At 69.3% G+C, this 21,766-nt stretch carries 24 protein-coding genes; 9 read left to right on the forward strand and 15 right to left on the reverse strand.

What is annotated here, in order from left to right:
- Window positions 1–10: 10 nt before the first annotated feature.
- From argB to AC4GYY_RS08355, 4 genes are read right to left on the reverse strand one after another with little or no spacing between them, the layout of a single operon-like run.
- The gene (gene argB, locus AC4GYY_RS08340) at window positions 11–901 is read right to left on the reverse strand and encodes an acetylglutamate kinase (protein WP_491119807.1); all 891 of its coding nucleotides are present in this window, start codon (window positions 899–901) and stop codon (window positions 11–13) included.
- A 44-nt stretch (window positions 902–945) separates the two neighbouring features.
- Complete coding sequence (locus AC4GYY_RS08345; protein WP_491119808.1) at window positions 946–1,446, reverse strand: DUF2306 domain-containing protein; 501 nt, start codon at window positions 1,444–1,446, stop codon at window positions 946–948.
- A complete protein-coding gene (locus AC4GYY_RS08350) occupies window positions 1,436–2,065 on the reverse strand; it encodes a TMEM175 family protein (protein ID WP_491119809.1) in 630 nt (209 codons plus the stop codon). Before AC4GYY_RS08350 ends, AC4GYY_RS08345 begins: the two co-directional genes overlap by 11 nt.
- Before the next feature lie 5 nt (window positions 2,066–2,070).
- On the reverse strand, window positions 2,071–2,709 hold the full coding sequence (locus tag AC4GYY_RS08355) for a queuosine precursor transporter (protein WP_491119810.1): 639 nt from the start codon (window positions 2,707–2,709) through the stop codon (window positions 2,071–2,073).
- A gap of 180 nt (window positions 2,710–2,889) precedes the next feature.
- On the opposite strand from AC4GYY_RS08355, the gene AC4GYY_RS08360 reads away from it, so the two are divergent.
- Genes AC4GYY_RS08360 through AC4GYY_RS08370 form a run of 3 tightly spaced genes read left to right on the forward strand, consistent with a single transcriptional unit; the run spans window position 2,890 to window position 5,337 of the window.
- On the forward strand, window positions 2,890–4,218 hold the full coding sequence (locus AC4GYY_RS08360; RefSeq protein ID WP_491119811.1) for a NupC/NupG family nucleoside CNT transporter: 1,329 nt from the start codon (window positions 2,890–2,892) through the stop codon (window positions 4,216–4,218).
- 35 nt (window positions 4,219–4,253) lie between these two features.
- On the forward strand, window positions 4,254–4,517 hold the full coding sequence (locus AC4GYY_RS08365; RefSeq protein WP_491119812.1) for a DUF1294 domain-containing protein: 264 nt from the start codon (window positions 4,254–4,256) through the stop codon (window positions 4,515–4,517).
- A 49-nt stretch (window positions 4,518–4,566) separates the two neighbouring features.
- Entirely contained in the window at window positions 4,567–5,337 is a 771-nt protein-coding gene (locus tag AC4GYY_RS08370; protein WP_491119813.1) for a MerR family transcriptional regulator, read from the forward strand.
- A 42-nt stretch (window positions 5,338–5,379) separates the two neighbouring features.
- Here the strand turns inward: AC4GYY_RS08370 and AC4GYY_RS08375 are convergent, their stop codons facing one another.
- The 4 genes from AC4GYY_RS08375 to AC4GYY_RS08390 form a co-directional block, all read right to left on the reverse strand.
- Entirely contained in the window at window positions 5,380–5,925 is a 546-nt protein-coding gene (locus AC4GYY_RS08375; protein ID WP_491119814.1) for a fasciclin domain-containing protein, read from the reverse strand.
- An 88-nt stretch (window positions 5,926–6,013) separates the two neighbouring features.
- Complete coding sequence (locus AC4GYY_RS08380) at window positions 6,014–6,160, reverse strand: hypothetical protein (protein WP_491119815.1); 147 nt, start codon at window positions 6,158–6,160, stop codon at window positions 6,014–6,016.
- The gene (locus tag AC4GYY_RS08385; protein ID WP_491119816.1) at window positions 6,157–7,116 is read right to left on the reverse strand and encodes an alpha/beta fold hydrolase; all 960 of its coding nucleotides are present in this window, start codon (window positions 7,114–7,116) and stop codon (window positions 6,157–6,159) included. Before AC4GYY_RS08385 ends, AC4GYY_RS08380 begins: the two co-directional genes overlap by 4 nt.
- 27 nt (window positions 7,117–7,143) lie before the next feature.
- On the reverse strand, window positions 7,144–8,013 hold the full coding sequence (locus AC4GYY_RS08390; protein WP_491119817.1) for a 3-hydroxybutyryl-CoA dehydrogenase: 870 nt from the start codon (window positions 8,011–8,013) through the stop codon (window positions 7,144–7,146).
- Between the two features lie 74 nt (window positions 8,014–8,087).
- Between AC4GYY_RS08390 and AC4GYY_RS08395 the strand changes: the two genes are divergently transcribed.
- Complete coding sequence (locus AC4GYY_RS08395) at window positions 8,088–9,083, forward strand: DUF1176 domain-containing protein (RefSeq protein WP_491119818.1); 996 nt, start codon at window positions 8,088–8,090, stop codon at window positions 9,081–9,083.
- Here AC4GYY_RS08395 and egtD read toward each other — a convergent pair.
- From egtD to gluQRS, 5 genes are all read right to left on the reverse strand, one after another.
- Window positions 9,080–10,057, reverse strand: a complete 978-nt coding sequence (egtD, locus tag AC4GYY_RS08400; RefSeq protein ID WP_491119819.1) for an L-histidine N(alpha)-methyltransferase — start codon at window positions 10,055–10,057, stop codon at window positions 9,080–9,082. The genes AC4GYY_RS08395 and egtD overlap by 4 nt on opposite strands.
- 1 nt (window position 10,058) lies before the next feature.
- The gene (gene egtB / locus AC4GYY_RS08405) at window positions 10,059–11,273 is read right to left on the reverse strand and encodes an ergothioneine biosynthesis protein EgtB (RefSeq protein WP_491120231.1); all 1,215 of its coding nucleotides are present in this window, start codon (window positions 11,271–11,273) and stop codon (window positions 10,059–10,061) included.
- Window positions 11,274–11,349: 76 nt separating this feature from the next.
- On the reverse strand, window positions 11,350–11,904 hold the full coding sequence (locus AC4GYY_RS08410; protein WP_491119820.1) for a cob(I)yrinic acid a,c-diamide adenosyltransferase: 555 nt from the start codon (window positions 11,902–11,904) through the stop codon (window positions 11,350–11,352).
- A gap of 22 nt (window positions 11,905–11,926) precedes the next feature.
- A complete protein-coding gene (locus tag AC4GYY_RS08415; protein WP_491119821.1) occupies window positions 11,927–12,157 on the reverse strand; it encodes a twin transmembrane helix small protein in 231 nt (76 codons plus the stop codon).
- Between the two features lie 9 nt (window positions 12,158–12,166).
- Window positions 12,167–13,030, reverse strand: coding sequence for a tRNA glutamyl-Q(34) synthetase GluQRS (gene gluQRS, locus AC4GYY_RS08420; RefSeq protein ID WP_491119822.1), 864 nt, complete (start codon window positions 13,028–13,030; stop codon window positions 12,167–12,169).
- Window positions 13,031–13,080: 50 nt separating this feature from the next.
- Here gluQRS and AC4GYY_RS08425 point away from each other — a divergent pair, with 50 nt between their 5' ends.
- On the forward strand, window positions 13,081–13,647 hold the full coding sequence (locus AC4GYY_RS08425) for an HNH endonuclease (RefSeq protein WP_491119823.1): 567 nt from the start codon (window positions 13,081–13,083) through the stop codon (window positions 13,645–13,647).
- A 19-nt stretch (window positions 13,648–13,666) separates the two neighbouring features.
- A complete protein-coding gene (locus AC4GYY_RS08430) occupies window positions 13,667–14,149 on the forward strand; it encodes an EF-hand domain-containing protein (RefSeq protein WP_491119824.1) in 483 nt (160 codons plus the stop codon).
- Window positions 14,150–14,157: 8 nt separating this feature from the next.
- Here AC4GYY_RS08430 and AC4GYY_RS08435 read toward each other — a convergent pair whose 3' ends face one another.
- Together AC4GYY_RS08435 and AC4GYY_RS08440 are read right to left on the reverse strand one after the other, a co-directional pair.
- Entirely contained in the window at window positions 14,158–15,075 is a 918-nt protein-coding gene (locus tag AC4GYY_RS08435; protein WP_491119825.1) for a 5-oxoproline transporter, DUF979 family subunit, read from the reverse strand.
- Entirely contained in the window at window positions 15,072–15,722 is a 651-nt protein-coding gene (locus tag AC4GYY_RS08440) for a DUF969 domain-containing protein (RefSeq protein WP_491119826.1), read from the reverse strand. The genes AC4GYY_RS08435 and AC4GYY_RS08440 overlap by 4 nt, the downstream gene beginning before the upstream one ends.
- Window positions 15,723–15,867: 145 nt before the next feature.
- Between AC4GYY_RS08440 and AC4GYY_RS08445 the strand changes: the two genes are divergently transcribed.
- From AC4GYY_RS08445 to AC4GYY_RS08455, 3 genes are all read left to right on the forward strand, one after another.
- Complete coding sequence (locus AC4GYY_RS08445) at window positions 15,868–18,021, forward strand: TonB-dependent receptor (RefSeq protein ID WP_491119827.1); 2,154 nt, start codon at window positions 15,868–15,870, stop codon at window positions 18,019–18,021.
- A gap of 179 nt (window positions 18,022–18,200) precedes the next feature.
- Entirely contained in the window at window positions 18,201–20,027 is a 1,827-nt protein-coding gene (locus AC4GYY_RS08450) for a DUF885 domain-containing protein (protein ID WP_491120233.1), read from the forward strand.
- Between the two features lie 140 nt (window positions 20,028–20,167).
- Window positions 20,168–21,625, forward strand: a complete 1,458-nt coding sequence (locus AC4GYY_RS08455; protein WP_491119828.1) for a S10 family peptidase — start codon at window positions 20,168–20,170, stop codon at window positions 21,623–21,625.
- Window positions 21,626–21,766: the final 141 nt, after the last annotated feature.

Here is a 21,766-nt window from a genome sequence, read left to right on the forward strand (position 1 = left end):
CGCGAGCCGACTAGCGCCGGATCAGCGTCCCGGCGCCCGCCCGCGTGAACATCTCCAGCAGCATCGCATGCGGTACCCGCCCGTCGAGGATGACGGCGGCGTCGACCCCTGCCTCGACCGCGGCGACGCAGGTCTCGACCTTGGGGATCATCCCGCCGGTGATCGTCCCGTCCGCGCGCAGTGCCGCGATCCCCGCCGGGGTCAGGTCGCTCACCAGCCTTTTGTCCTTGTCGAGCACCCCGGCGACATCGGTCAGCAGGAAGAAGCGCGATGCCTTGAGCTCGGCGGCGATCGCCCCGGCGACGGTGTCGGCGTTGATGTTGTAGGTGTGGCCATCCGCGCCCAGGCCGATCGGCGCGACCACCGGGATGATGCCGTCGGCGGAGAGGCTCCGCAGGATCGAGGCGTCGACCGCCACCGGCTCGCCGACGAAGCCCAGGTCGACGTGGCGCTCGACGCCCTGCAAGGGATCGGCCTCGCGCCGTCCGCCCACCTTCTCGGCGGTGACCAGCCCGGCGTCCTTGCCGCTGATCCCGACCGCACGCCCGCCCGCGCCCGCGATCCAGCCCACGATCTCCTTGTTGATGCTGCCCGCCAGGATCATCTCGGCGACCTTGGCGGTCTCGGCGTCGGTGACGCGCAGCCCATCGACGAAGCGCGATTCGACCCCCAGGCGCTTCAGCATCGCCCCGATCTGCGGCCCGCCGCCGTGGACGACCACCGGGTTGATCCCCACCGCCTTGAGCAGCACCACGTCCTCGGCGAAGTCCCGCGCCGCCTCGGGATCGCCCATCGCGTGCCCGCCGTACTTCACGACGAAGGTCTTACCCGCATAACGCTGGAGATACGGCAGCGCCTCGACGAGCGTCTCGGCCTTCAGGGCGGGGGAGAGGTCGGTCATGGGCGGCGCTTAGCGGGGGCGTGGCAAGCGGGGAAGCGCGCCCATCACCCGAACAGCCATCCGCCCAACAGGCGGTGGAACGGAAAGGTGAAAAATCCCGCGACCAGCAGCGCGCCGATCACCATGCCGTGGACCGCGCGCCTGTGCCGCGCCACCCGGTGCGTGCGCGCCGCCCACCAGAGGATCGGCACCTGGATCAGCGTCCACACCGACAGAAGGTGGATCACGCTGAACCGCCCCGCGCCCGAGACATGAACGAACAGCGAGATCATCGCGGTCAGCAGCATCGCCGCGACCCAGATCGTCCCGAGCGCGCGATGCGCGCCAGTCCCGCGGCGCCGGAGCAGCATGACCGGGGTCAGGGCGGTGGCCGTCAGCACCGTCGCCAGGTGCAGCCAGATCACCGCGGGCACCGCGCCCCATTCCGCGCGGCCAAGGCCGATCGCGGTCGCCGCCGCGGCGAACAGGATGGTGGCGGCGACCGCCAGCACCCGGTCGAGCGCGCCGGGCGTGGTCACCACCCTGGCGGCCGGACTAGCGGCCATCGACCACCGTGACCGGCGTGGGGCCGGAGCGCGAAACGATCCAGTTGAGCGCCACCGAACCCGCCGTCAGCGCCACCAAACCCAGCCACGGCGCGACCATCGCCGCCGCGAACGCCAGCGCACCGATCGACAGCGGCAGCCACATCGATCGCCGAAGCCGTGCGATCTCACGCTCCGGCGCATCCTCCCGAAGCAGCCGGCCTCCGCCCAGGGCCACCCGGATTAGCAGGACGTTCGCGGCCCCGACGAGCATCAGATATCCGGCATAGACCCCGACCGCGACGCGCAGCGAGGCATAGTCGCTCAGCACCGCGGTCGGGAATGGCATGAACGCGATTGCCATGAGCAGTCCGAGGTTCGCGGTCACCAGCCGCGTGTCGGCGGCGCGCAGCATCGCCATCACCCGGTGATGCCCGATCCAGAACCGCGCGATCACCACGAAGCTGACGACGAAGCCGATGTAGTTCGGCACGAGATCGACCAACGCCTGCGCCAGCGCTCGATCGGTCGCACCTGCCAGATGCGGCACGCGGACCTCGATGACGAGCAAGGTCATCGCGATCGCGAACACCGCGTCGGAAAAGAACGTCAACCGCTCGAGTCTGCCGTGCTCGTCCATGCCCGCTACCCGTCCAGCCGCCGCCCCAGCGCCACGAAGCCTGTGATCAGGAACGGCACCAGCACCACCGACAGCACCACCTTGGTCAACATCTGTCCCGCCATCAGGTCGAGGATCGGGCGCGTGCCGAGGAAGCTGATGGTGATGAACAGCACCGTGTCGACGATCTGCGAGACGACGCTCGCGATCATCCCGCGCAGCCACACCAATCGCCCCGTCGGCGCGCGCAGACGATCGAACAGCGCGACGTTGAGCGTCTGCGACAGGCCGTAGGAGATCAGCCCCGCGATCATCATCCGCGCGCCCTGCCCGACGACGATCGGGAAGGCGGCGATCGCCGGCGGGTACATGCCGGGGTCGTGCGGCAGCGCGATGACGAGACGGATTAGCAGCGCCGCGACGATCAGCGGGACGAAGCCCATCCGGACCAGCAGCGTCGCCGTCCGCTGCCCGTGGAGCTCGGCGACCGCGCTCGACATCACGACGAGCAGCAGAAAGGCGAAGATCCCCGCCTCCACCGCGAGCGGCCCGAGCGCCACCTGCTTGACTCCGAGCACCCCCGCGGTCGTCACCATCCCGCCGTAGAAGATAGCAAAGGCGAACAGCGAAAGCGGGATCGAGCGGGGCGAGGGGCGTGCGTCCATCGCGCAACGCTTACCCGCGCACGCCCGCGGCGCAAAGCTCGCGTCGGCGAACCGGCATCCCCCCTGTCCTACTCCTATCGTTGTCGGCATAAGGCGATCGAGGCTCGCTCCGAGGGCCGCCGCAGAGGGTTCTCACGTCTTGCGTCCACGCCTCAACCGCCTCAATCCGTCTCCCCGCGCATGAGCCGGTTCCTGATCGGCGTGGCCGGGATCGCCGTTCTCCTGCTCATCGCGCTCGCGCTCTCGACCGATCGCCGCGCGATCCGCCCGCGCGTGGTCGGCGCGGCCTTCGCGCTCCAGGTCGCGATCGCCGCGGTCGTGCTCAAGGCGCCGTGGGGCGTCGCCGCGCTCGGCGCGGCGTCCGGCGGGGTGTCGAACTTGCTCGGCTACGCCCATGCCGGGGTCGAGTTCCTGTTCGGCCCGCTGGCGAAGCCCGAGATCGGCGGCACCTCGTTCGCGATCGCCGCGCTGCCGGTGATCATCTTCTTCGCCTCGCTCGTCTCGATCCTCTATTATCTCGGCGTGATGCAGCGGATCGTCCGCTGGCTCGGCGGCGCGATCGAATGGGTGATCGGCGTGTCGAAGGTCGAATCGCTCTGCGCGGCCGCCAACATCTTCGTCGGGCAAAGCGAATCGCCGCTCGTGATCCGACCCTATCTCGCCGGACTGACCCCGCCGCAGGTCTTCACGGTGATGACCAGCGGGATGGCGGGGGTCGCCGGCACGATCCTCGCCGCCTACGCCTCGATGGGCATCCGCATCGACTACCTCCTCGCCGCCAGCTTCATGGCCGCGCCCGGCGGGATTCTGATGGCGAAGATCATCATGCCCGATCGCTCGGTCCCCCCCGAAGGCGAGCTGCCGCTCGGCGACCTGCCCGACGCCGATGCCGAGATCCGCCTTTCCGAACACCGCGTCAGCGGGCGGGGCTATGCGGCGCTGTCCGAGACGCCCGGCGAGCCGATGCCACAGGCGACGCACGACGAGGAGCGGCCCGCCAACCTCATCATGGCCGCTGCGCAGGGCGCGCAGACCGGGGTCCGCCTCGCCGTCGCGGTGGGCGCGATGGTGCTCGCTTTCGTCGCTTTGGTCGCGCTCGCCAACGGGTTGCTCGGCGGCGTCGGCCATTGGTTCGGCATCGAGGGGCTGAGCTTCCAGCGGCTGCTCGGCTATGTCTTCCAGCCGATCATGGTCCTCTTGAACGTGCCGTGGACCGAGGCGGGAATCGCCGGCGGGCTGTTCGGCGAGAAGATCGTCCTCAACGAGTTCGTCGCCTATATCGATCTCGGCAAGCAGGCGGCGGCGCTCTCGCCGCGCACCGTCGCGATCGTCACCTTCGCGCTGTGCGGTTTCGCCAACTTCTCCTCGATCGCGATCCAGATGGCGGTGACCGGCGGCCTCGCCCCGAACCAGCGCCCGGTGATCGCCCGCCTCGGGCTGCGCGCTCTCGCGGCTGGAAGCCTCGCCAACCTGATGTCGGCGGCGCTGGCGGGGCTGATGGTGGGATAACGAAGCGGCTACCGTCCACCGTTATCCTGCCGGACATGATCGTCGCGCTCCTGCTCGCTCTCTGCCTCGTAAACCTCCTCACGATCTGGCGCTTCGCCGACGACAAGGCGCGTGCTGTCGCGGGGGCTCGCCGGATTCCCGAAGCCGATCTGCTGTTCCTGGCCGCGATCGGCGGCACCCCCGGCGCATTCTTCGCCCGCCACCGCTTCCGTCACAAGACAAGGAAGCAGCCCTTTTCCACCCGCCTATGGCTGATCGCGGCGGCGCAGGCGGGCGTCGGCGCGTCGTTCCTCTTTTAGCAAATTCGCGCTTGCTCCTAACGTTACGTCACCCGCTACACGAGTCGGCATGGAGGACGTGCTCGATATCGGCGAAGTCGCGAGACGGACGGGGCTGACGCTCCGCGCGTTGCGCTTCTACGAGGCGCGGGGGCTGGTGAGGCCGTTGCGCACCGCGGGTGGGCGGCGGGTATATGGCGCGGGCGAACTCGCGCGGCTGACCGCGGTCACCGCGCTCAAGCGCGCCGGGTTCAGCCTGTCGCGCATCGCCGAGCTGCTCGCCGGCCGCACGCCCCAGCTGGGGCGAGTGATCGCGGCGCAGCTCTCCGAGGTCGAGGCGGCGGCAGAATCGATCGCCGAGACCCGCCGGCTGCTCCTCCAGGTCCAGTCCCGCATCGATCGCGGCGAGCCGATCGACGTCGCGACGCTCTGCTCGCTGATCCGACAAGGAGACCGAATGATGGAACACGAGAATTGGCAGGCGGTGACCGACCGCTATCTCGGCGACGAGGCCAAGGCGGACTTCGCCACGGCGCTGCCCAAGATGCCCGCTGGCTTCGACCAGGCGGCATATTCCGCCAAATGGACCGACCTCGCGGGGCGGATCGAGGCGGCGCTGCCGATGGACCCCGCCTCGCCGCGGGCGCGCGCCTTCTACGACGAGTGGATCGCGCTGCTCGCGCCGTTCACCGCGATCGCCACCCCGGCGATGATGCAGGGCGTGGGCAAGATCTACGACCGCATCGGCGAGTGGCAGGGCGAGCAGACGCCGCCCTTCTCGCCCGCCGTCTGGGCGTTCATCAAATCGGTCGGCCCCGCGCCGGTCGCCGGCGCGCGCTGAGCCGGGCGGCGGGGCAGCGACCGGCCGCCTCGCCGCGATCCGTCAGGGCATCATCACCGTGTCGACGACGTGGATCATCCCGTTCGACTGGCGGACATCGGCGATGGTGATCTTTCCGGTGTCGCCCTTCGCGTCCATGATCGCCCAGCCACTCCCGGCCTCCTTGAACATCAGCGATCCGCCCTGGACGGTGGTGTAGGTTGCGGTGCCGCCGTTCGCCTTCGCCTTGGCCGCGATGTCCGCCGCGGTGATCGTGCCGGGGACGACGTGATAGGTGAGGATCGACGTCAGCGTCGCCTTGTTCTCGGGCTTGACCAGCGTATCGACGGTTCCCGCGGGCAGCTTGGCGAAGGCGGCGTTGGTCGGCGCGAACACGGTGAAGGGCCCGGCGCCCGACAGCGTCTCGACCAGTCCGGCCGCCTTGACTGCGGCGACCAGCGTGGTGTGGTCCTTCGAGTTCACCGCATTCTCGACGATCGTCTTGGTCGGATACATCGCGGCGCCGCCGACCATCGGGTTGCGGGCGAGCGCGCCGGTGCTGGCGAGCAGCGCCAAGGCGGCGATCGAGGTGCGAAATCCTGCGTGCATGATCGGTCTCCTGAGATTTCCAGATGGAAGCTCGGAGATTATACGCCACTTAGTGGACGGCGGATGCAGTCGCCGCGCGCCCTTGACGCTATTCTTCGGTGATGAGCTTGACCTTGTTGGGCAATTTCTTGCCCTTCGTTCGGCGTGAGGGAATCTGGACCGGGTTCTTCTTCTTCCACGCGGCGAACGTCATCGGTCCGTCGGGCGTGTCGATGATGGTGTCGTCTATGCTCACCGCTGCCGCTCCAGCCAGGGCATCAGCAAACGATTAACCTCCCCGGGGCGTTCCTGCTGCGTCCAATGCCCGCAGCCGTCGAGCAGATGCCCCTCGACCCGCGGCGCGAACGGCCGCATCGCCGCGACCGGATCGGCGACCGCGCCGAACAGCGTCGTCGCCGGGTCCTTGGTCCCGCCGATGAAGAGCGCCGGCTGCTCGATCCGGCGATCGGCGAACGGCTGGAGCCAGGCGAAGTCGCGTTCGTGGTTGCGATAGCGATTGAGCGGCCCGCGCATCCCCGAAGCCTCGAACTCGGCCGTATAGTAATCGAGGTCCGCCTCGCTCAGCCACGTCGGCATCACGCCCGGATCGACCATCCCCTCCAGCAGGGACGCTCCCGCCGGCTTGTCGGGCCAGGTCCCCGGCGGCGCATCGCCCGAGATGGCGTAGAGGAACATCCGCAGGAACCGCCGGACGTCGGGTTCGATCTCGGCCTCGGCGCGGCCCGGCTCCTGAAACCATTCCTGGTAGAAGAACTTGCCCTTGTCGGTGAAGGCGCGGCGGAACACCTCGGTGAAGGGGCGCTGCGGCACGCCGGTGAACGGCACCGACAGCCCGGCGACCGCGCGGAACCGATCGGGTCGGGTCAGCGCCGAGTTCCACACGATCGGCGCCCCCCAATCGTGCCCGACCAGGATCGCGGGCTCGCCGCCGAAATGGTCGGCGACGCGGACGACGTCGCCGACGATCGCCTCGAGCGAATAGGCCTCGACCGGTTCCGGCTTCCCCGATCCGCCATAGCCGCGCACGTCGATCGCCGCCGCGGTGAAGCCCGCCGACGCGACCGGCGCCAGCTGATGCCGCCACGAATACCAGCTCTCGGGAAAGCCGTGGACCATCAGGACCAGCGGCCCTTCGCCCTCGACCGCCACGCGGATTGGCACGTCGCCCGCCACCGTGATGAACTCAGCCATCCGCTCCTCCCGTCGTTCTGCGAGAACCTAGCGCGTCGGCACGGGCTCCGCACCCGAGTAATCGTAGAAGCCGCGCCCCGTCTTCTTCCCGTACCAGCCCGCCTCGACATATTTCACCAGCAGTGGCGCGGGGCGGAACTTGGGATCGCCGGTCCCCTCGAACAGCACGCGCGTGATCTCGAGGCAGGTGTCGAGCCCGATGAAGTCGGCGAGCGTCAACGGACCCATCGGATGGTTGAGCCCGAGCTGGCACGCCGCATCGATGTCCAGGATCGTCGCCACGCCCTCACCCAGCGCGAAGCACGCCTCGTTGAGCATCGGCATCAGCACGCGGTTGACGATGAAACCCGGCGCGTCGTTCGCGCGCACCACCCGCTTGCCGAGCTTCGCCGCATACTCCTCGACCACCGCGACCGTGGCGTCCGAAGTCGCCAGCCCACGGATCACCTCGATCAGTCCCATCACGGGAACGGGGTTGAAGAAGTGGACGCCGATGAAGCGCGCCGGATCGGGCGCGGCCTGCGCCAGCCGCGTGATCGGGATCGACGAGGTGTTCGACGCCAGCACCGCACCCGCGCCCAGCACTTCGCCGACGGTCTTGAAGATCGCGCGCTTGATCTCCTCGCGCTCGGTCGCCGCCTCGATCACCAGCGCGCACTCGCCCATGGCTTGCAGAGAGTCGACGGCCGCGATCCGCGCCAGCGCCGCGTCACGCGACTCGCCGTCGATCTTGCCCTTCTCGAGGTCGCGCGCGAGTCGCTTGGCGATCCCTGCCTTGCCGGCTTCGGCGCGCGCCTGATCGACGTCCGACACCAGCACGCGGTAGCCCGCCTGCGCCGAGACCTGGACGATCCCCGCGCCCATCTGCCCCGCCCCGATCACGCCAATCGTCTGCACGTCCGTCCTTTCGCCATTTCGCGGGCGCGCTTAGCCGCTTTTCGCCGCGCGGACACCCGCCTAGACCGGCCAGCATGATCGCCGCTCTCCTCCTCGCCGCCGCCGCGCCTCACCCCGGCGACCTTAAGACCTTCGCCGATTGGACCGTCGGGTGCGACAATGGCGCGCGCTGCCAGGCGGTCGCGCTCGTCCCCGACAGCGACGACCGCGACACCTATCTGTTGCTCGTCCTCAAGCGCGACGGCGACGGCGCGGCGCAGACGACGCTGACGATGCCGGCGAGCGCGCGCGGCATGCTCGCCGTCGACGGGAGGCCGATCGCTCGGGTCATGCCGAAGCCCTCCCCGGACGGCGGCGATCCGACCGCGACGATCCCGCTCGATCGCGCCGCCGCCACCGCGCTCGCCAACGGCAAGGCGGCGACGTTGGTCGTCGGCGGCAAGCCGGTCGCGCACGCCTCGCTCGCGGGGCTCGCCGCGGCGATGCTCTACATCGACGACCAGCAGGGCCGGCTCGGCACGACCGGCGCGCTCCGCCGCCCGGGCGCGAAGCCCGATGCGAGCGTGGTCGCCCCCGCGCTCCCCGTCATCGTCTCGCCCGCGCCGACCGCGAAGCCGCCGAAGACGCTCACGCCTGCTGCCGCAGCGACCCTGATCGGCAAGGATGCGACCACCTGCGACGACGCGGGTCCGGTCCAGCCGGAGGCGCACCGGCTCGACGCGGCGCACACCCTCGTCATGGTGCCGCACCCTTGCGGCAACGGCGCGTACAACGCCTTCACCAGCATCTATGTCGTCGACGAGGGCGGTCGCGCGGCGCAGGCGACGTTCGACACGCCCGTCGGCATGGGCGAGGACGTCACCAACGAGCTGACCAACGGCGGCTGGGACGCCCAGACGCAACGCTTGTCCGATTACGTCAAGGCGCGCGGGGTGGGCGACTGCGGCGGCAGTTCCGAATTCGCCTGGGACGGCGCGCGCTTTCGCCTCGTCAAAGCGACCGGCATGGGCGAATGCCGCGGCTCGATCGACTGGATCACCACCTGGCGCGCGCGCGTGACGAGCCGTTAAGGCACGTCCTCGCCGACCGACGCCTCCGCGAGCAGCACCGCGAACCGCTCGTCCGGATCGGTCCACTCGGCGACCGGCGTCCACCCGCCCGCGCGCAGCAGCAGCCGGGCGTCGCGCGGACCATATTTGTGGCTGTTCTCGGTGTGGATCGTCTCGCCGGCGGCGATGGCGAACGCCTGCCCCGCGACTTCGAACGCGGCGTCGCGGGTCGCCTCCAGATGCATCTCGATCCGCGCCGCCGCGTCGTTCCACCGCGCGACGTGCCGAAAGGCGTCCAGCGGGATCGTGCCGTCCAGTTCGCGGTTGATCCGCTCGAGCAGGTTGAGGTTGAACGCCGCCGTCACGCCCGCGGCGTCGTCATAGGCGGGGACGAGCACGTCCGGAGACTTCACCCGGTCCATCCCGATCAGCAGCATCGCGCCGTCCGCCAGCGAGCCGCGCATAGCCCGCAGCAGGTCGGCCGCGGCGAACGGGGTCAGGTTGCCGATCGTCGAGCCCGGGAAGAACCCCAGCTTGGGCGCGTCGGCGATCGCGCGCGGCAGCGTCAGCGGCCGGGTGAAGTCCGCCTCGAACGGCAGCACCAGCAATCCCGGGAACCGCGCCGAGAGGACGCGCGAACTCTCGCGCAGGAATGCGCCCGAAATGTCGATCGGGACATAGGCGGACGGCGCGATCGCCTCCAGCAGCAGCGGCGTCTTGGTCGACGAGCCCGAGCCGAACTCGACCACCGCCCGCCCCTCGCCGATCAGCGGCGGCAGCTCGGGGCATATCCTGGCGAGCAGCGCCGCCTCGGTGCGCGTGGGATAATATTCGGGAAGTTCGGTGATCGCCTCGAACAGCTCCGACCCGCGTCGGTCGTAGAACCACCGCGCCGGGATCGCGCGCGGACGGCGCGCGAGTCCCGCCGACACGTCGGCGCGGAACTGCGGATCGGCAAGCGTGACGTCGCCATCCTCGATCTCGGGCTTGAGCATCCTACAGATCCTTCGCCAGCCGGACGCCGGTGAACTGCCAGCGCTGGTGGGGGTAGAAGAAGTTGCGGTAGCTCGCGCGGACGTGGCCGCGCGGGGTCGCGCACGATCCGCCGCGCAGCACGAACTGCCCGCTCATGAATTTGCCGTTGTATTCGCCGACCGCACCCTCGGCAGCGGCGAAGCCTGGATAGGGCCGGTATGCGCTCCCGGTCCATTCCCAGACGTCGCCGAAGAAGGCCGGCCCTCCGGTCGCAGGCCGGGGCTCGACCGGCCCGGCGGCAGCCATCTGGTTACCGCCGTTCGGATCGGACGGGGCCGCCGCGGCCTCCCATTCGAACTCGGTCGGCAGCCGCGCCCCCGCCCAGCTCGCATAGGCGTCGGCCTCGAAGAAGCTGACGTGGGTCACTGGCGCGGCGGGATCGATCGGCCGGCGACCGTCGAGCCCGAAGCGGGTCCACACTCCATCGCGCTCTTCCCAATAGAGCGGCGCGTGGACCCCCTCGCGCTGCACCCAGGCCCAGCCGTCGGCGAGCCACCAGCGCGCATCGCGGTAGCCGCCGTCGGCGATGAACGCCTGCCATTCGCCGTTGGTGACGGTACGATCGGCGATCGCATAAGCGGGGAGGAGCGCGCGATGGCGCGGCCCCTCGCAGTCGAAGGCGAAACCCGCGCCATCGTCGCCGATCTCGACGATCCGTTCGGGCGATTCGATCCACCCGGTCGGTTCGGGCATCGCCACCGGCACCTTGGGCGCGGCAGGCCATAGCGCGGGTTCGAGCGGGTTCTCGCCGAACAGGTGCAGGATGTCGGTGACGAGCAGTTCCTGGTGCTGCTCCTCGTGGTGGCAGCCCAACTCGACCAGCGCACGTGCCGCCTCGGAAAGCGCCGGCATCGCCCGCGTGATCGCCGCATCGACGTGCGCGCGATAGTCGAGGACCTCGGCCAGCGCCGGCCGCGTGATCATCCCGCGACGATCGCGCGCGTGGCGTCGACCCTCGGCCTCGTAATAGCTGTTGAACAGGAACGGGAAGCGCGTGTCGTGCAGGGTGTAGCCGGGCGCATGATCGCGCAGCACGAACGTCTCGAAGAACCACGTCGTATGCGCCAGATGCCATTTCGCGGGCGAGGCGTCGGGCATCGACTGAACGCTCGCGTCGGCGTCGGACAGCGGCGCGACGAGGGTGGTCGACAGCGACCGTACCGACGCGAAGCGCATCGTGAGCAGGTCGGGCGCGAGCGCCGGACGGGCGGTCATGGGGCAGATCCTCCGAACCGCGGACGCGCGTCTTAACCTAGCGCAACGCCCCCGGGACCCACAGAACGTCTTCCGCCCCGTTTTTGTTCACGGTACGGCAGGCGACGAACAGGAAGTCCGACAGGCGGTTCAGATAGGCGAGTGCCTGCGGGTTGAGCCCCCCCGCCGCCACCGCCGACCGCTCCGCCCGCCGCACGATGGCACGCGCCAGGTGGAGCGAAGCGGCCCGACCGCCGGGCAGGATGAAGCTGGCGAGCGGCGCAAGATCGGCGTTGAGCGCGTCGATCTCCGCCTCCAGCCGCGCAACCTGCGACGCGACGATCCGCAGCGTCATCTCCGACGGCGCGAAATCGTCTCCCGGGGTCGCTAGGTCCGCACCCAGATCGAACAGATCGTTCTGCACCCGCGTCAGCGCCGTCGCGAGCGGGTGCTCGCCGAGCGACGCGATCGCGACGCCGATCGCGCTGTTGGCCTCGTCGACGTCGCCGATCGCCGCCATCCGCGCCGCGGACTTCGCCACGCGCGAGCCGTCGACCAGCCCGGTGGTGCCGTCGTCGCCGGTGCGCGTGTAGATCTTGGTGAGCTTGACCATGCGTCCTACCGAGCGCGTCGGATCACGTCCGCCCCGCCGCGAACAGCAGCACGACGACGATCAGCACCGCGATCGCCTGGAACAGGATGCGCTGCTGCATCATCCGGTTCGACTTCAGTTGGCTCGCGCTCGGCCCATCGCCGGCGCGCACGTCCGCGCTCGCGGTCTGAAGGAAGCTCACGACGCCGCGGACGAGCGCGACGAGCGTCGCGATCATCGCGGCGACGAGGAGAAGGACGAGGAAGGTCTGCATCGGCTGAACTTAGGCGATCGCGCCGGAAAAGCCAGTCGGCAGTCGCCCGACGCGCAGCATCGCCGCAACGTTGCGTCCATCCTCGCCCGCTTCGCGCATCGCCGCGAGCGACGGCGCGCCGTGGCGCTTCGCCAGGCGCGTGCCGTCCGCGCCCGTCAGCAACGGATGGTGGTGGTAGCGCGGGGTCGGCAGGTCGAGCAGCGCCTGAAGCAGCCGGTGCACATGCGTCGCCGCAAACAGGTCGTCGCCGCGGAGCACGTCGGTAACACCCTGCCATGCGTCGTCGACCGTCACCGCAAGGTGATAGCTCGCCGGTGCATCCTTGCGCGCGAGGACGACATCGCCGTGGGACCACGGGTCGGCCGCGATTGCGAGTCCGCCGTTTTCCCAGACGAGCGGCCCGACCCGCGCCGCCGCCTTCGCCATGTCGAGCCGCCAGCAATGCGGCTCGTGCAGCCGCGCCGATCGGTCGACGTCGCGACACGTCCCCGGATAGATCGCGGACGAACCATGCGGCGCGGCCATGCTCTCGGCGATCTCGGCACGGGTGCAGAAACAGGGGTAGAGCAGCCCCGCGCCCCGCAGCCGATCGAGCGCCGCGGCATAGGTATCCAGCCGTTCCGACTGGCGCACGACGGGCCCGTCCCACGTAAGCCCCAGCCAGGCGAGATCGGCCGTAATCTCGGCGACGTACGCCTCGCGGCTGCGCGTGCCGTCGATGTCCTCGATCCGGACCAGGAATCGGCCGCCGCGCTCCCTCGCGAAATCGTGCGCGCGAACCGCGCTGGCGGCGTGGCCCAGATGCAACAGCCCGGTCGGGCTCGGCGCGAAGCGCGTGACGACTTGACGCGCCGATTCCGCGGCTGTCATCATGCCGTCACCATGCCGCGCGACAGCGCGCGCGGGTCAAGGAGGGAGAACTCGTGTTTCATCCCGATCTGCTGCGTCATCCCGAGTCGTGCCCGACTCTGGTCCTTAATGCCGACTATACTCCGCTATCCTATTATCCGCTGAGCCTGTGGCCGTGGCAGACCGCGATCAAGGCGGTGTTCCTCGACCGCGTCGACATCGTCGCGCATTACGAGCGCGAGGTCCACAGTCCGAACCGGACGATGAAGCTGCCCTCGGTCATCGCGCTGAAGCAATTCGTGAAGCCGTCGCAATTTCCGGCGTTCACCCGCTTCAACCTGTTCCTGCGCGACAGGTTCGAATGTCAATATTGTGGCTCGCCCAAGGACCTCACCTTCGATCACGTCATTCCGCGCGCACAGGGCGGACGGACGACGTGGGAGAATGTCGCCACCGCCTGTGCGCCGTGCAACCTGAAGAAGGGCGGGCGCACGCCCAAGCAGGCGGCGATGCCCCTGTTCGGTGCGCCGATCCGCCCGACCAGCTGGCAGCTGCAAGAACATGGTCGGGCCTTCCGCCCGAATTATCTCCACGAGACGTGGCACGATTGGCTCTATTGGGACGTTGAGCTGGAAGCGTAACGATAGCTGGAGTGCGACGATGCGGGTGATCTTGGCGATCGCGGCGACGGGGCTGGCTTTGGCCGGCTGCAACACGAAGGAGGGCGCCGCGTCGAACACGGTCTCTCCCGCCGCCACTCCCGCCGCACCGAGCACCGCCGCGCCCGCGGGCTTCAGTCCCCCGACCTCGATTTCGCGCGCCGATTACGGCGGCAAGATCGAACGGCGCTTCCGCAAGCTCGACAAGAACGGGGACGACAAGCTCCAGCGTGACGAGCTGCCGCCAAAGCGCGCCGATAAGCTGCTGCGCAAGGGCGACAAGAACGGCGACGGCGTGCTCGACGCGAGCGAGTGGAGCGCCGTCATGCTCCAGAAGTTCGACAAGCGCGACGCCAACCACGACGGCAATCTGACCAGCGACGAAAAGGGCAAGAAGGGCGGCAAGCACCGGGGCGGCGGCAAGCGCGACGTGAGCGACGACGGGTTCGACGACGACAGTGACGAGGTCGACAACGGCGTCTGATCGCGCGGTCAGCGCAGCACCGCCCAGAGCAGGACGACGTTCAAGGCCAGCAAAGCGACCGCCGTCGGAGCCTGCGCGCGGATCACGGCGTAGCGGTCCTTGAGGTCGAGTAATGCCGCTGGGACGAGATTGAAGTTCGCCGCCATCGGCGTAAGCAGCGTGCCGCAGAACCCCGCCAGCATCCCGATCGCCGCGACCGGCGCGGGCGCGCCGCCGTACCGCTGCACGAGCACCGGGATCGCCACCGCCGAAGCCATGACCGGGAAGGCGGCGAAGGCGTTGCCCATCACGATCGTGAACCCCGCCATCCCGAGCGCGTAGAGCGCGACCGCGGCGAACAGGCTGTCGGACGGGATCGCCGCTCCGAACAGCCCGCCGACGACCTGCCCGACCCCGGCGGCGGCGAACACCGCACCCAGGCTCGCCAGCATCTGCGGCAGCACCGCCGCCCAGCCGATCTCGTCCATCAACCGCCCCCCGCTCCGGAACGGCTGAAGCGGACCCGGCCGCAGCCAGGCGGACCCGGCGGCAAGCGCGACCAGCGCCCCGAGCGCCAGCGCCACCAGCGTCGCCTGCTTGGGATCGACCAGCCCCGGCCAGGTCTTGAACGCGACGGTCCCGGCGAGCGCGACCGCCGGGATCAGCAGAGCGACGGCGAACAGCCCGTTGCCGCGCGGGCTCGGCAGGTCGGTTTCCGGCGCGCTCCGCCGCATCCGTCCCGATGCGGCGACCGCGATCAGCGCGAGCACCAGCACGCCGTTTCCCGTGTCGCCGATCCGGTCGCCCGCCAGGAAGCTCGTCGCCAGCAAGGCGTGGAACGCCGCATTGGCGAACCGCCGCTCGCCGAGCGAAAGCACCGCGAACAGCGCGAACGTCGCTCCCGCCAGCGCATAGACCGCGCCCAGTCCGATCCCCGTTTCGATCATCGACGCAACCGTCGATCGAGCCACAGCAGTCGTCCGGCATGGATCAGCGCCGCCGCGGCCGCGGTCGGGATCGCCCATACCGACAGCGCGAGCGGTTCGACCGAGATGCCCATGCCTTCGAGCACGCCCTTCATCAGCAGGATCGACCCGACAGCCAGGAAGATGTCCTCGCCGAAGAACAGCGCGACGTTGTCGGTCGCCGCCGCCATCGCGCGCACCGCCTCGTTCGCCGCGTCGTCGCCGGTCATCCGCTCGGCCGCCGCCTCGGCCATCGGCGCGACCAGCGGGCGCACCGTCTGCGGGTGGCCGCCGACCGCGTTGAGCCCCAGCGCCGCCGATCCCTGCCGCAACAGCATGTAGCCGATCAGCAATCGCCCCGGCGTCGCCCCGCGCATTGCCGCCACCAGCGCCCGCGCCCGCGCGAGCAGCCCGTAGCGCTCGAGCAGCCCGATCACCGGCAGCACCAGATAGATGGCGGTGACGAAGCGGCTGTCGTTGAAGGCCCTGCCGAACGTCGCCAGCAGCGCGAGCGGCGCGATCTCCGCCGCCAGCCCGGTCGCCAGCGCCGAGGCGGCGACCACCAGAAGCGGATTGAACCTCAGGAGGAATCCGAGCGCGATCACCGCGATGCCGGAAAGGACGAGCATCGCGCCACGTCAGCATCCCGTTCACCGAACGGCAAGCCCCCCGCCCGGGCGACCGGGCGCGACGGCCGGGAAACGTGACACGATTGTCACTTGTTACAATGTATCATGCAGCTTAGGTGCGCCGCAACACTCTCGGGATTCGCGCATGATCAAGCTGGCCGCCTCGGCGCTCACCCTCTCGTTCCTCCTTGCGGGCACCGCGCGGGCTGTCCCCGATCCAGCACCTCCCGCCGCCGCATCGGCCGACGACTCCGCCGCCGCACCGCAACCCAAGGACGTGATCGTCACCGCCGCGGTCCAGACCAGCGAGCGCGACGTGCTCCAGGGCACGTCGGTCGTGTCGGGCGAAGAGTTGACCCGCGAGATGCGCCCGACGATCGGGGAGACGCTGGCGCGCCAGCCCGGCGTGTCGGCGACCTCGTTCGGCCCCTCCGCCTCGCGCCCGATCCTGCGCGGCTTCCAGGGCGATCGCATCCGCGTGCTCACCGACGGCGTCGGCTCGGTCGACGTCTCGAACACCTCGGTCGATCACGCCGTCGTCATCGATCCCTTGCTCGCCGAGCGGATCGAGGTGCTGCGCGGCCCGGCCGCCTTGCTCTACGGTTCGTCGGCGGTCGGCGGCGTCGTCAACGTCATCGACACCCGCATCCCGCGCCGCATGCCGGCGAACGGCTACAAGCTCGATGCGACCGCGACCTACGGCTCGGCGGCGAACGAGCGTTCGGGCGGGGCGGCGGGCGATGTCGCGGTCGGCGAGCATCTCGTGCTCCACGCCGACGGCTCGTACCTGAAGGCCGACGACCTCAAGACCGGCGACGGATACATCCTCGCTCCCGCCGCGCGCGCCGCGGCGCTGTCGCAAGTCGGGTTGCCGCAGGACACGCCCGAGCCGATCGACTTCGCCTATGCCGCGAACCTCAGGGGCACGCTCCCCAACACCGCCGCCGAGACCTGGACCGCCGGCGTCGGCGCGGCGATCATCACCGACACCGGCCAACTCGGCGTGTCGTACAGCCACTACGACAGCCTCTACGGCGTCCCCGTGCGCTACGCGACCGAGATCGGGCAGGGACAGGAGGCGCCCCGTCTCGACATCGTCCAGAACCGCTTCGACCTGCGCGGCGAGGTCGAGACCGGCGGCGGCGTCCTCGACACGGTCCGCGCCCGCGCGGTCTACGCCAACTATCGCCACTTCGAGCTCGAGCCCGACAATGCGGTCGGCACCGCCTTCTACAACAAGGGGCTGGAAGGGCGGATCGAGGCGGTCCAGGCCAAGCACGGCGCGTGGAGCGGAGCGTCGGGCGTCCAGTTCTTCAACCGCCAGTTCGACGTCGTCGGCGACGAGGCGTTCCTGCCGCGCAACGAGACCACCCAGACCGGGCTGTTCACGCTCCAGCAGTTCGACTGGGGCGCGTTCAAGCTCGAAGGCGGGGCGCGCTACGAGACCACCGACCTCGTCGCGCACGACGCCGCGAACGACCTCCGTTTCTTCAACGGCACGCGCCACTTCGACGCGGTGTCGGCCTCGCTCGGCGGCTCCTACGGGCTGAGCGACGCGGTCCGCATCGGCCTCAACCTCTCGCGCACCGAGCGCACACCGACCGCAGAGGAGCTGTTCGCCAACGGCCCGCACGGCGGCACCCAGGCCTATGAGCTGGGCAACCCCGATTTCGCGCTGGAGACATCGTGGGGGCTGGAAGGCACGCTCCACGTCCACGGCGACGGCTACAGCCTCGACGCCTCGGCCTATTACACCTGGTTCACCAACTACATCTCGGAGAACCAGGTCGCGACCTCGGTCTGTCAGACGGCCGCGGATCCGTCGGGCCGCACGGTCGACCTGCCCTGCTTCCAGTACCAGCAACGCGACGCGCGGTATTACGGCCTGGAAGCCGACGCCTCGGCGAAGCTGGCGACGCTCGGCGCGTTCGCGATCAACGCCGATCTGCTCGGCGACTGGGTCAAGGCGACGATCGTCGATCAGGGTCCCGTCCCGCGCATCCCGCCGATGCGGGTCCTCGGCGGGCTGGAGGCGCAGGCCGACAGGCTGACCGCGCGCGCCGAGGTCGAGCATGTCTTCGACCAGACCCGCATCGCCGACTTCGAGACGACGACGCCGGGCTACACGATGGTCAACGCCTCCGTCGCGTGGAAGCCGTGGGGCAGCGACCGCACGTCGCTCGTGCTCAGCGGCAACAACCTGTTCGACGTGCTGGCCCGGCGGCACTCGAGCTTCCTCAAGGACTTCGCTCCCCTCGCGGGAAGGGACATCCGGCTGACGCTGCGACTCGGGATCTAGCTCCCCCGTTCACCGGGAGGTGGCAGCCGAAGGCTGGCGGAGGGGGTTCTCCACCAGCGGGTCGCGTGCGGAGAGCCCCCTCCGGCGCTGCGCGCCACCTCCCCGCAAGCAGGGAAGATTTATCCCGCTTGCCGCCCCGCGGGTGTCCTATTACACCAAAGCACCGTTGTTCTGGGGACATACTCTTGCGCATCACTCTGCTCGCGGCATTGCTTGCCGCCACCCTCCCGTTGCCCGCCCTTGCCCAGGCGCTGCCGCCGCCGACGGCGCTGCCGGGAGACAGTGCGGAGGACATGAAGCTCAAGACACTCTTCTACGACAGCGACGAAGCCAGCCTGAAGCGCAACCCGATCAGCGCGATCTTCCGCGGCGACCTGCGCTACGCCGACCGCATCGGCAACTGGTTCACCCACGAGTCGCTGCTCGAGGAGAAGGCCGCCGCCGAGGCCGACCTGCGCGGGCTCGCGGCGATCGACCGGTCGAAGCTGACCCACGTCGATCAGATCGCCTACGACGTGTTCAAGAACCAGAGCGAGATCGGCCTGCGCGGGTTCGCCGCCGACCTGCTCCCCTTGCAGGAGCTGCGCCCGCTCGATCACTTCTTCGGCGTCCAGACCTTCTATCCAGACTTCGCGAGCGGCCAGGGCGCGGCGCCGTTCAAGACGCTGGTCGACTACGAGAACAACCTGAAGCGCAACGCCCAATACGCGCCCGCGCTCGACCGTGCGATCGTGCTGTTCAAGCAGGGCGAGGCCAAGGGCATCGTCCAGCCCAAGCTCGTCGTGAACAACATGATCGAGCAGTTCGACAATCTGATCAAGCAGGGCGTCGAAGGCTCCGCCTTCTACGGACCGGTCAAGAAGTTCCCCGACACGATCTCCGCCGCCGACCAGGCCCGCCTGCGCACCGCCTACGCCGAGCAGATCCGCACCGTGATCCTGCCTGCGCACCAGCGGATGCGCGATTTCCTCGCGAACGACTATCTCGCCAAAGCGCGCGACAGCGTCGGGCTGGGCGGGATGCCGGGCGGCGACAAGCTCTACGCCTACCTCATCGAGCAGAACACGACGCTGCCGCTCAAGGCGGAGGACGTCCACCAGCTGGGCCTGCGCGAAGTCGCGCGGATCACCGCCGAGATGGAGGCGCAGAAGGCCAAGGTCGGCTTCAAGGGCACGCTCGCGGAGTTCTTCGAATATCTGCGCACCGACGCGAAGTTCCAGCCCAAGTCGGCCGAACAGCTGCGCGACGACTATCGCGCGATCGAGCAGAAGGTGCTCCGCCGCATCCCCGAGCAATTCTCGCTTGTCCCCAAGACCCCGCTCGAGATCCGCCCCGTCCCCGCCTATAAGGAAAAGACCGAGGCCGGCGGCAGCTACCAGGGCGGCACCCCCGACGGCTCGCGGCCGGGCGTGTTCTATTACAACACCTACGACCTCCCGACGCGCTCGACCTGGGAGGAGGAGACGCTGTTCCTCCACGAGGGCATCCCCGGACACCATTTCCAGATCAGCCTCGCACAGGAGAACGTGGCGCTTCCCGCCTTCATGCGCTTCGGCGGCAACACCGCCTATGCCGAAGGCTGGGGCCTCTATTCGGAGACGCTCTGGCCCGAGCTCGGGATGGAGAGCGATCCGTACCAGCGGATGGGCGGCCTCAACGACGAGATGCTGCGCGCGATGCGCCTCGTCGTCGACACCGGCATCCACGCCAAGGGTTGGACCCGCGATCAGTCGATCGCCTACATGCTCGCGCATTCGCCGATGGGGAAACCCGACGCCACCGCCGAGGTCGAGCGCTACATCGCCATCCCCGGCCAGGCGCTCGCCTACAAGATCGGTCAGCTGACGATCAGCCGATTGAAGGCCGATGCGAAGGCGCAGCTCGGCGCGAAGTTCGATCCGCGCGCCTTCCACGCGCAGGTGCTCGACACCGGCGCGTTGCCGATGCCGGTGCTGGAGGCGAAGATCACGACCTATATCGCGGCAACGAAGGGCGCGGCGAAGTGAGGGTGCTCCCCAACATCCGTTCGTCTCGAATCTTCAACCCCCGTTCGTCCCGAGCGAAGTCGAGGGACCTTGCCCAGCGCTCCGCCACCCGTCCTTCGACTACGCTCGGGACGAACGGCTGGGGGTGGGCTGCGGCGCTGATGCTGCTGATCTCGGCCCCCGCGCACGCCGAGGACAAGAAGACCACCACGGTCGAGCAGAAGACCGAGGACGGCGACCTCAAGTTCCCGCCCCTTCCCGCCGACAAGACCGTCCGCCAGTCGGCGGTGATCGGCGGCCGCTCGCTCGCCTATGACGCGACGATCGCCAAGTTCACCGTCCGCGACGACAAGGGCAAGGCGATCGGCGAGGTCGTCACCACCAGCTACGTCGTGCCCGGCGCGAACCGGCCGGTGACCTTCGCCTTCAACGGCGGGCCCGGCGCGGCGTCGGTCTATCTCAACATGGGCGCGGTCGGGCCGAAGCGCGTCCAGTTCGGCGCGAACGGCGACGCGCCGTCGGACAGCCCGGCCGCGGTCGACAATGCCAACAGCTGGCTCGACTTCACCGATCTCGTCTTCATCGATCCGATCGGCACCGGCTTCAGCCGCAGCCTGGTCGATGCCGAGACGACCAAGAAGGCGTTCTACGCCAACGATCCCGACATCAAATATCTGTCGAAGGTCGTCTACGACTGGCTCGTCAAGAACGGCCGCCTGCGCTCCAAGAAGTACGTCATGGGCGAAAGCTACGGCGGCTATCGCGGCCCGCGCATCGCCTACGAGCTCCAGTCGCAGATCGGCGTCGGGGTGAGCGGGCTGATCCTCGTCTCGCCCTATCTCGATCCCGCCGCCGAGGACACGGGTTCCGCGCTATCGCCGATGCCGTGGATGATCTCGCTTCCGTCGATGGCGGCGGCGAACCTCGAGCGCCAGCATGCGCTCACGCCCGAGGCGATGGCGGGGGTCGAGGCCTATGTCCGCGGTGAGTTCGCGACCGATCTCTTGAAGGGCCGCTCCGACCCGCAGGCGACCGCGCGTCTCGTCCAGAACGTGACGAAGCTGACCGGGCTCGACCCGGCGCTGGTCCAGCGGATGGGCGGGCGCGTCGACATCGGCACCTATCTGCGCGAGGTGCGCCGCGGCGAGGGGCGGATCGGCAGCGTCTACGATTCGAACGTCACCGCCTTCGATCCCTTCCCCTGGGGTGCGCAGCAACAGTCGAACGACCCCATCCTCGACGCGCTGATCGCGCCCACCACCAGCGCGATGGTCGATTTCGTCACGCGCGAGGTCGGCTGGAAGACCGACGCGCGCTACAACGCCTTGTCCTACGACGTCGCGACTACCTGGGACCGCGGCCGTCCCAAGGACGATCCCGTGACCGATCTGCGCAAGGCGGTCGCGAACGATCCGCGGATGGCGGTGATGATCGTCCACGGCTGGGACGACCTCTCCTGCCCGTTCTTCGCCTCGAAGCTGATCCTCGACCAGCTGCCCGCGAACGGCATGGCCGACCGGGTCCACGTCAGCGTCTATCCCGGCGGGCACATGTTCTACAGCCGACCGGACTCGGGCGCGGCGTTCAAGCGCGACGCGCGGGCGGTGTACGGGCTCTAGCCCTTGCCTTCCCGCAAGGGGAGATGGCGCACCGAAGGCGTGACGATTGGGGGCGCGCCACCTCCCCTCGCAGGGAAGGCGAAAACATATCACCCGCTTGCCCCGTCACGCCAACATCGCTTACCTACCCGCCATAAGAAC

The organism is Sphingomonas sp. SP6 (assembly GCF_058313435.1).

Excerpts from the sequence above, each read along its gene's own strand:
- AC4GYY_RS08435 (WP_491119825.1), bottom strand. The coding sequence starts at position 15,075 with ATGATCGAAACGGGGATCGGACTGGGCGCGGTCTATGCGCTGGCGGGA.
- AC4GYY_RS08350 (WP_491119809.1), bottom strand. The coding sequence starts at position 2,065 with ATGGACGAGCACGGCAGACTCGAGCGGTTGACGTTCTTTTCCGACGCG.
- AC4GYY_RS08365 (WP_491119812.1), top strand. The coding sequence starts at position 4,254 with ATGATCGTCGCGCTCCTGCTCGCTCTCTGCCTCGTAAACCTCCTCACG.
- AC4GYY_RS08440 (WP_491119826.1), bottom strand. The coding sequence starts at position 15,722 with ATGCTCGTCCTTTCCGGCATCGCGGTGATCGCGCTCGGATTCCTCCTG.
- AC4GYY_RS08445 (WP_491119827.1), top strand. The coding sequence starts at position 15,868 with ATGATCAAGCTGGCCGCCTCGGCGCTCACCCTCTCGTTCCTCCTTGCG.
- AC4GYY_RS08410 (WP_491119820.1), bottom strand. The coding sequence starts at position 11,904 with ATGGTCAAGCTCACCAAGATCTACACGCGCACCGGCGACGACGGCACC.
- AC4GYY_RS08355 (WP_491119810.1), bottom strand. The coding sequence starts at position 2,709 with ATGGACGCACGCCCCTCGCCCCGCTCGATCCCGCTTTCGCTGTTCGCC.
- AC4GYY_RS08370 (WP_491119813.1), top strand. The coding sequence starts at position 4,567 with ATGGAGGACGTGCTCGATATCGGCGAAGTCGCGAGACGGACGGGGCTG.
- AC4GYY_RS08345 (WP_491119808.1), bottom strand. The coding sequence starts at position 1,446 with ATGGCCGCTAGTCCGGCCGCCAGGGTGGTGACCACGCCCGGCGCGCTC.
- gluQRS (WP_491119822.1), bottom strand. The coding sequence starts at position 13,030 with ATGATGACAGCCGCGGAATCGGCGCGTCAAGTCGTCACGCGCTTCGCG.
- AC4GYY_RS08430 (WP_491119824.1), top strand. The coding sequence starts at position 13,667 with ATGCGGGTGATCTTGGCGATCGCGGCGACGGGGCTGGCTTTGGCCGGC.
- AC4GYY_RS08455 (WP_491119828.1), top strand. The coding sequence starts at position 20,168 with ATGCTGCTGATCTCGGCCCCCGCGCACGCCGAGGACAAGAAGACCACC.
- AC4GYY_RS08375 (WP_491119814.1), bottom strand. The coding sequence starts at position 5,925 with ATGCACGCAGGATTTCGCACCTCGATCGCCGCCTTGGCGCTGCTCGCC.
- argB (WP_491119807.1), bottom strand. The coding sequence starts at position 901 with ATGACCGACCTCTCCCCCGCCCTGAAGGCCGAGACGCTCGTCGAGGCG.
- AC4GYY_RS08415 (WP_491119821.1), bottom strand. The coding sequence starts at position 12,157 with ATGCAGACCTTCCTCGTCCTTCTCCTCGTCGCCGCGATGATCGCGACG.
- AC4GYY_RS08385 (WP_491119816.1), bottom strand. The coding sequence starts at position 7,116 with ATGGCTGAGTTCATCACGGTGGCGGGCGACGTGCCAATCCGCGTGGCG.
- egtB (WP_491120231.1), bottom strand. The coding sequence starts at position 11,273 with ATGCGCTTCGCGTCGGTACGGTCGCTGTCGACCACCCTCGTCGCGCCG.
- egtD (WP_491119819.1), bottom strand. The coding sequence starts at position 10,057 with ATGCTCAAGCCCGAGATCGAGGATGGCGACGTCACGCTTGCCGATCCG.
- AC4GYY_RS08360 (WP_491119811.1), top strand. The coding sequence starts at position 2,890 with ATGAGCCGGTTCCTGATCGGCGTGGCCGGGATCGCCGTTCTCCTGCTC.
- AC4GYY_RS08395 (WP_491119818.1), top strand. The coding sequence starts at position 8,088 with ATGATCGCCGCTCTCCTCCTCGCCGCCGCCGCGCCTCACCCCGGCGAC.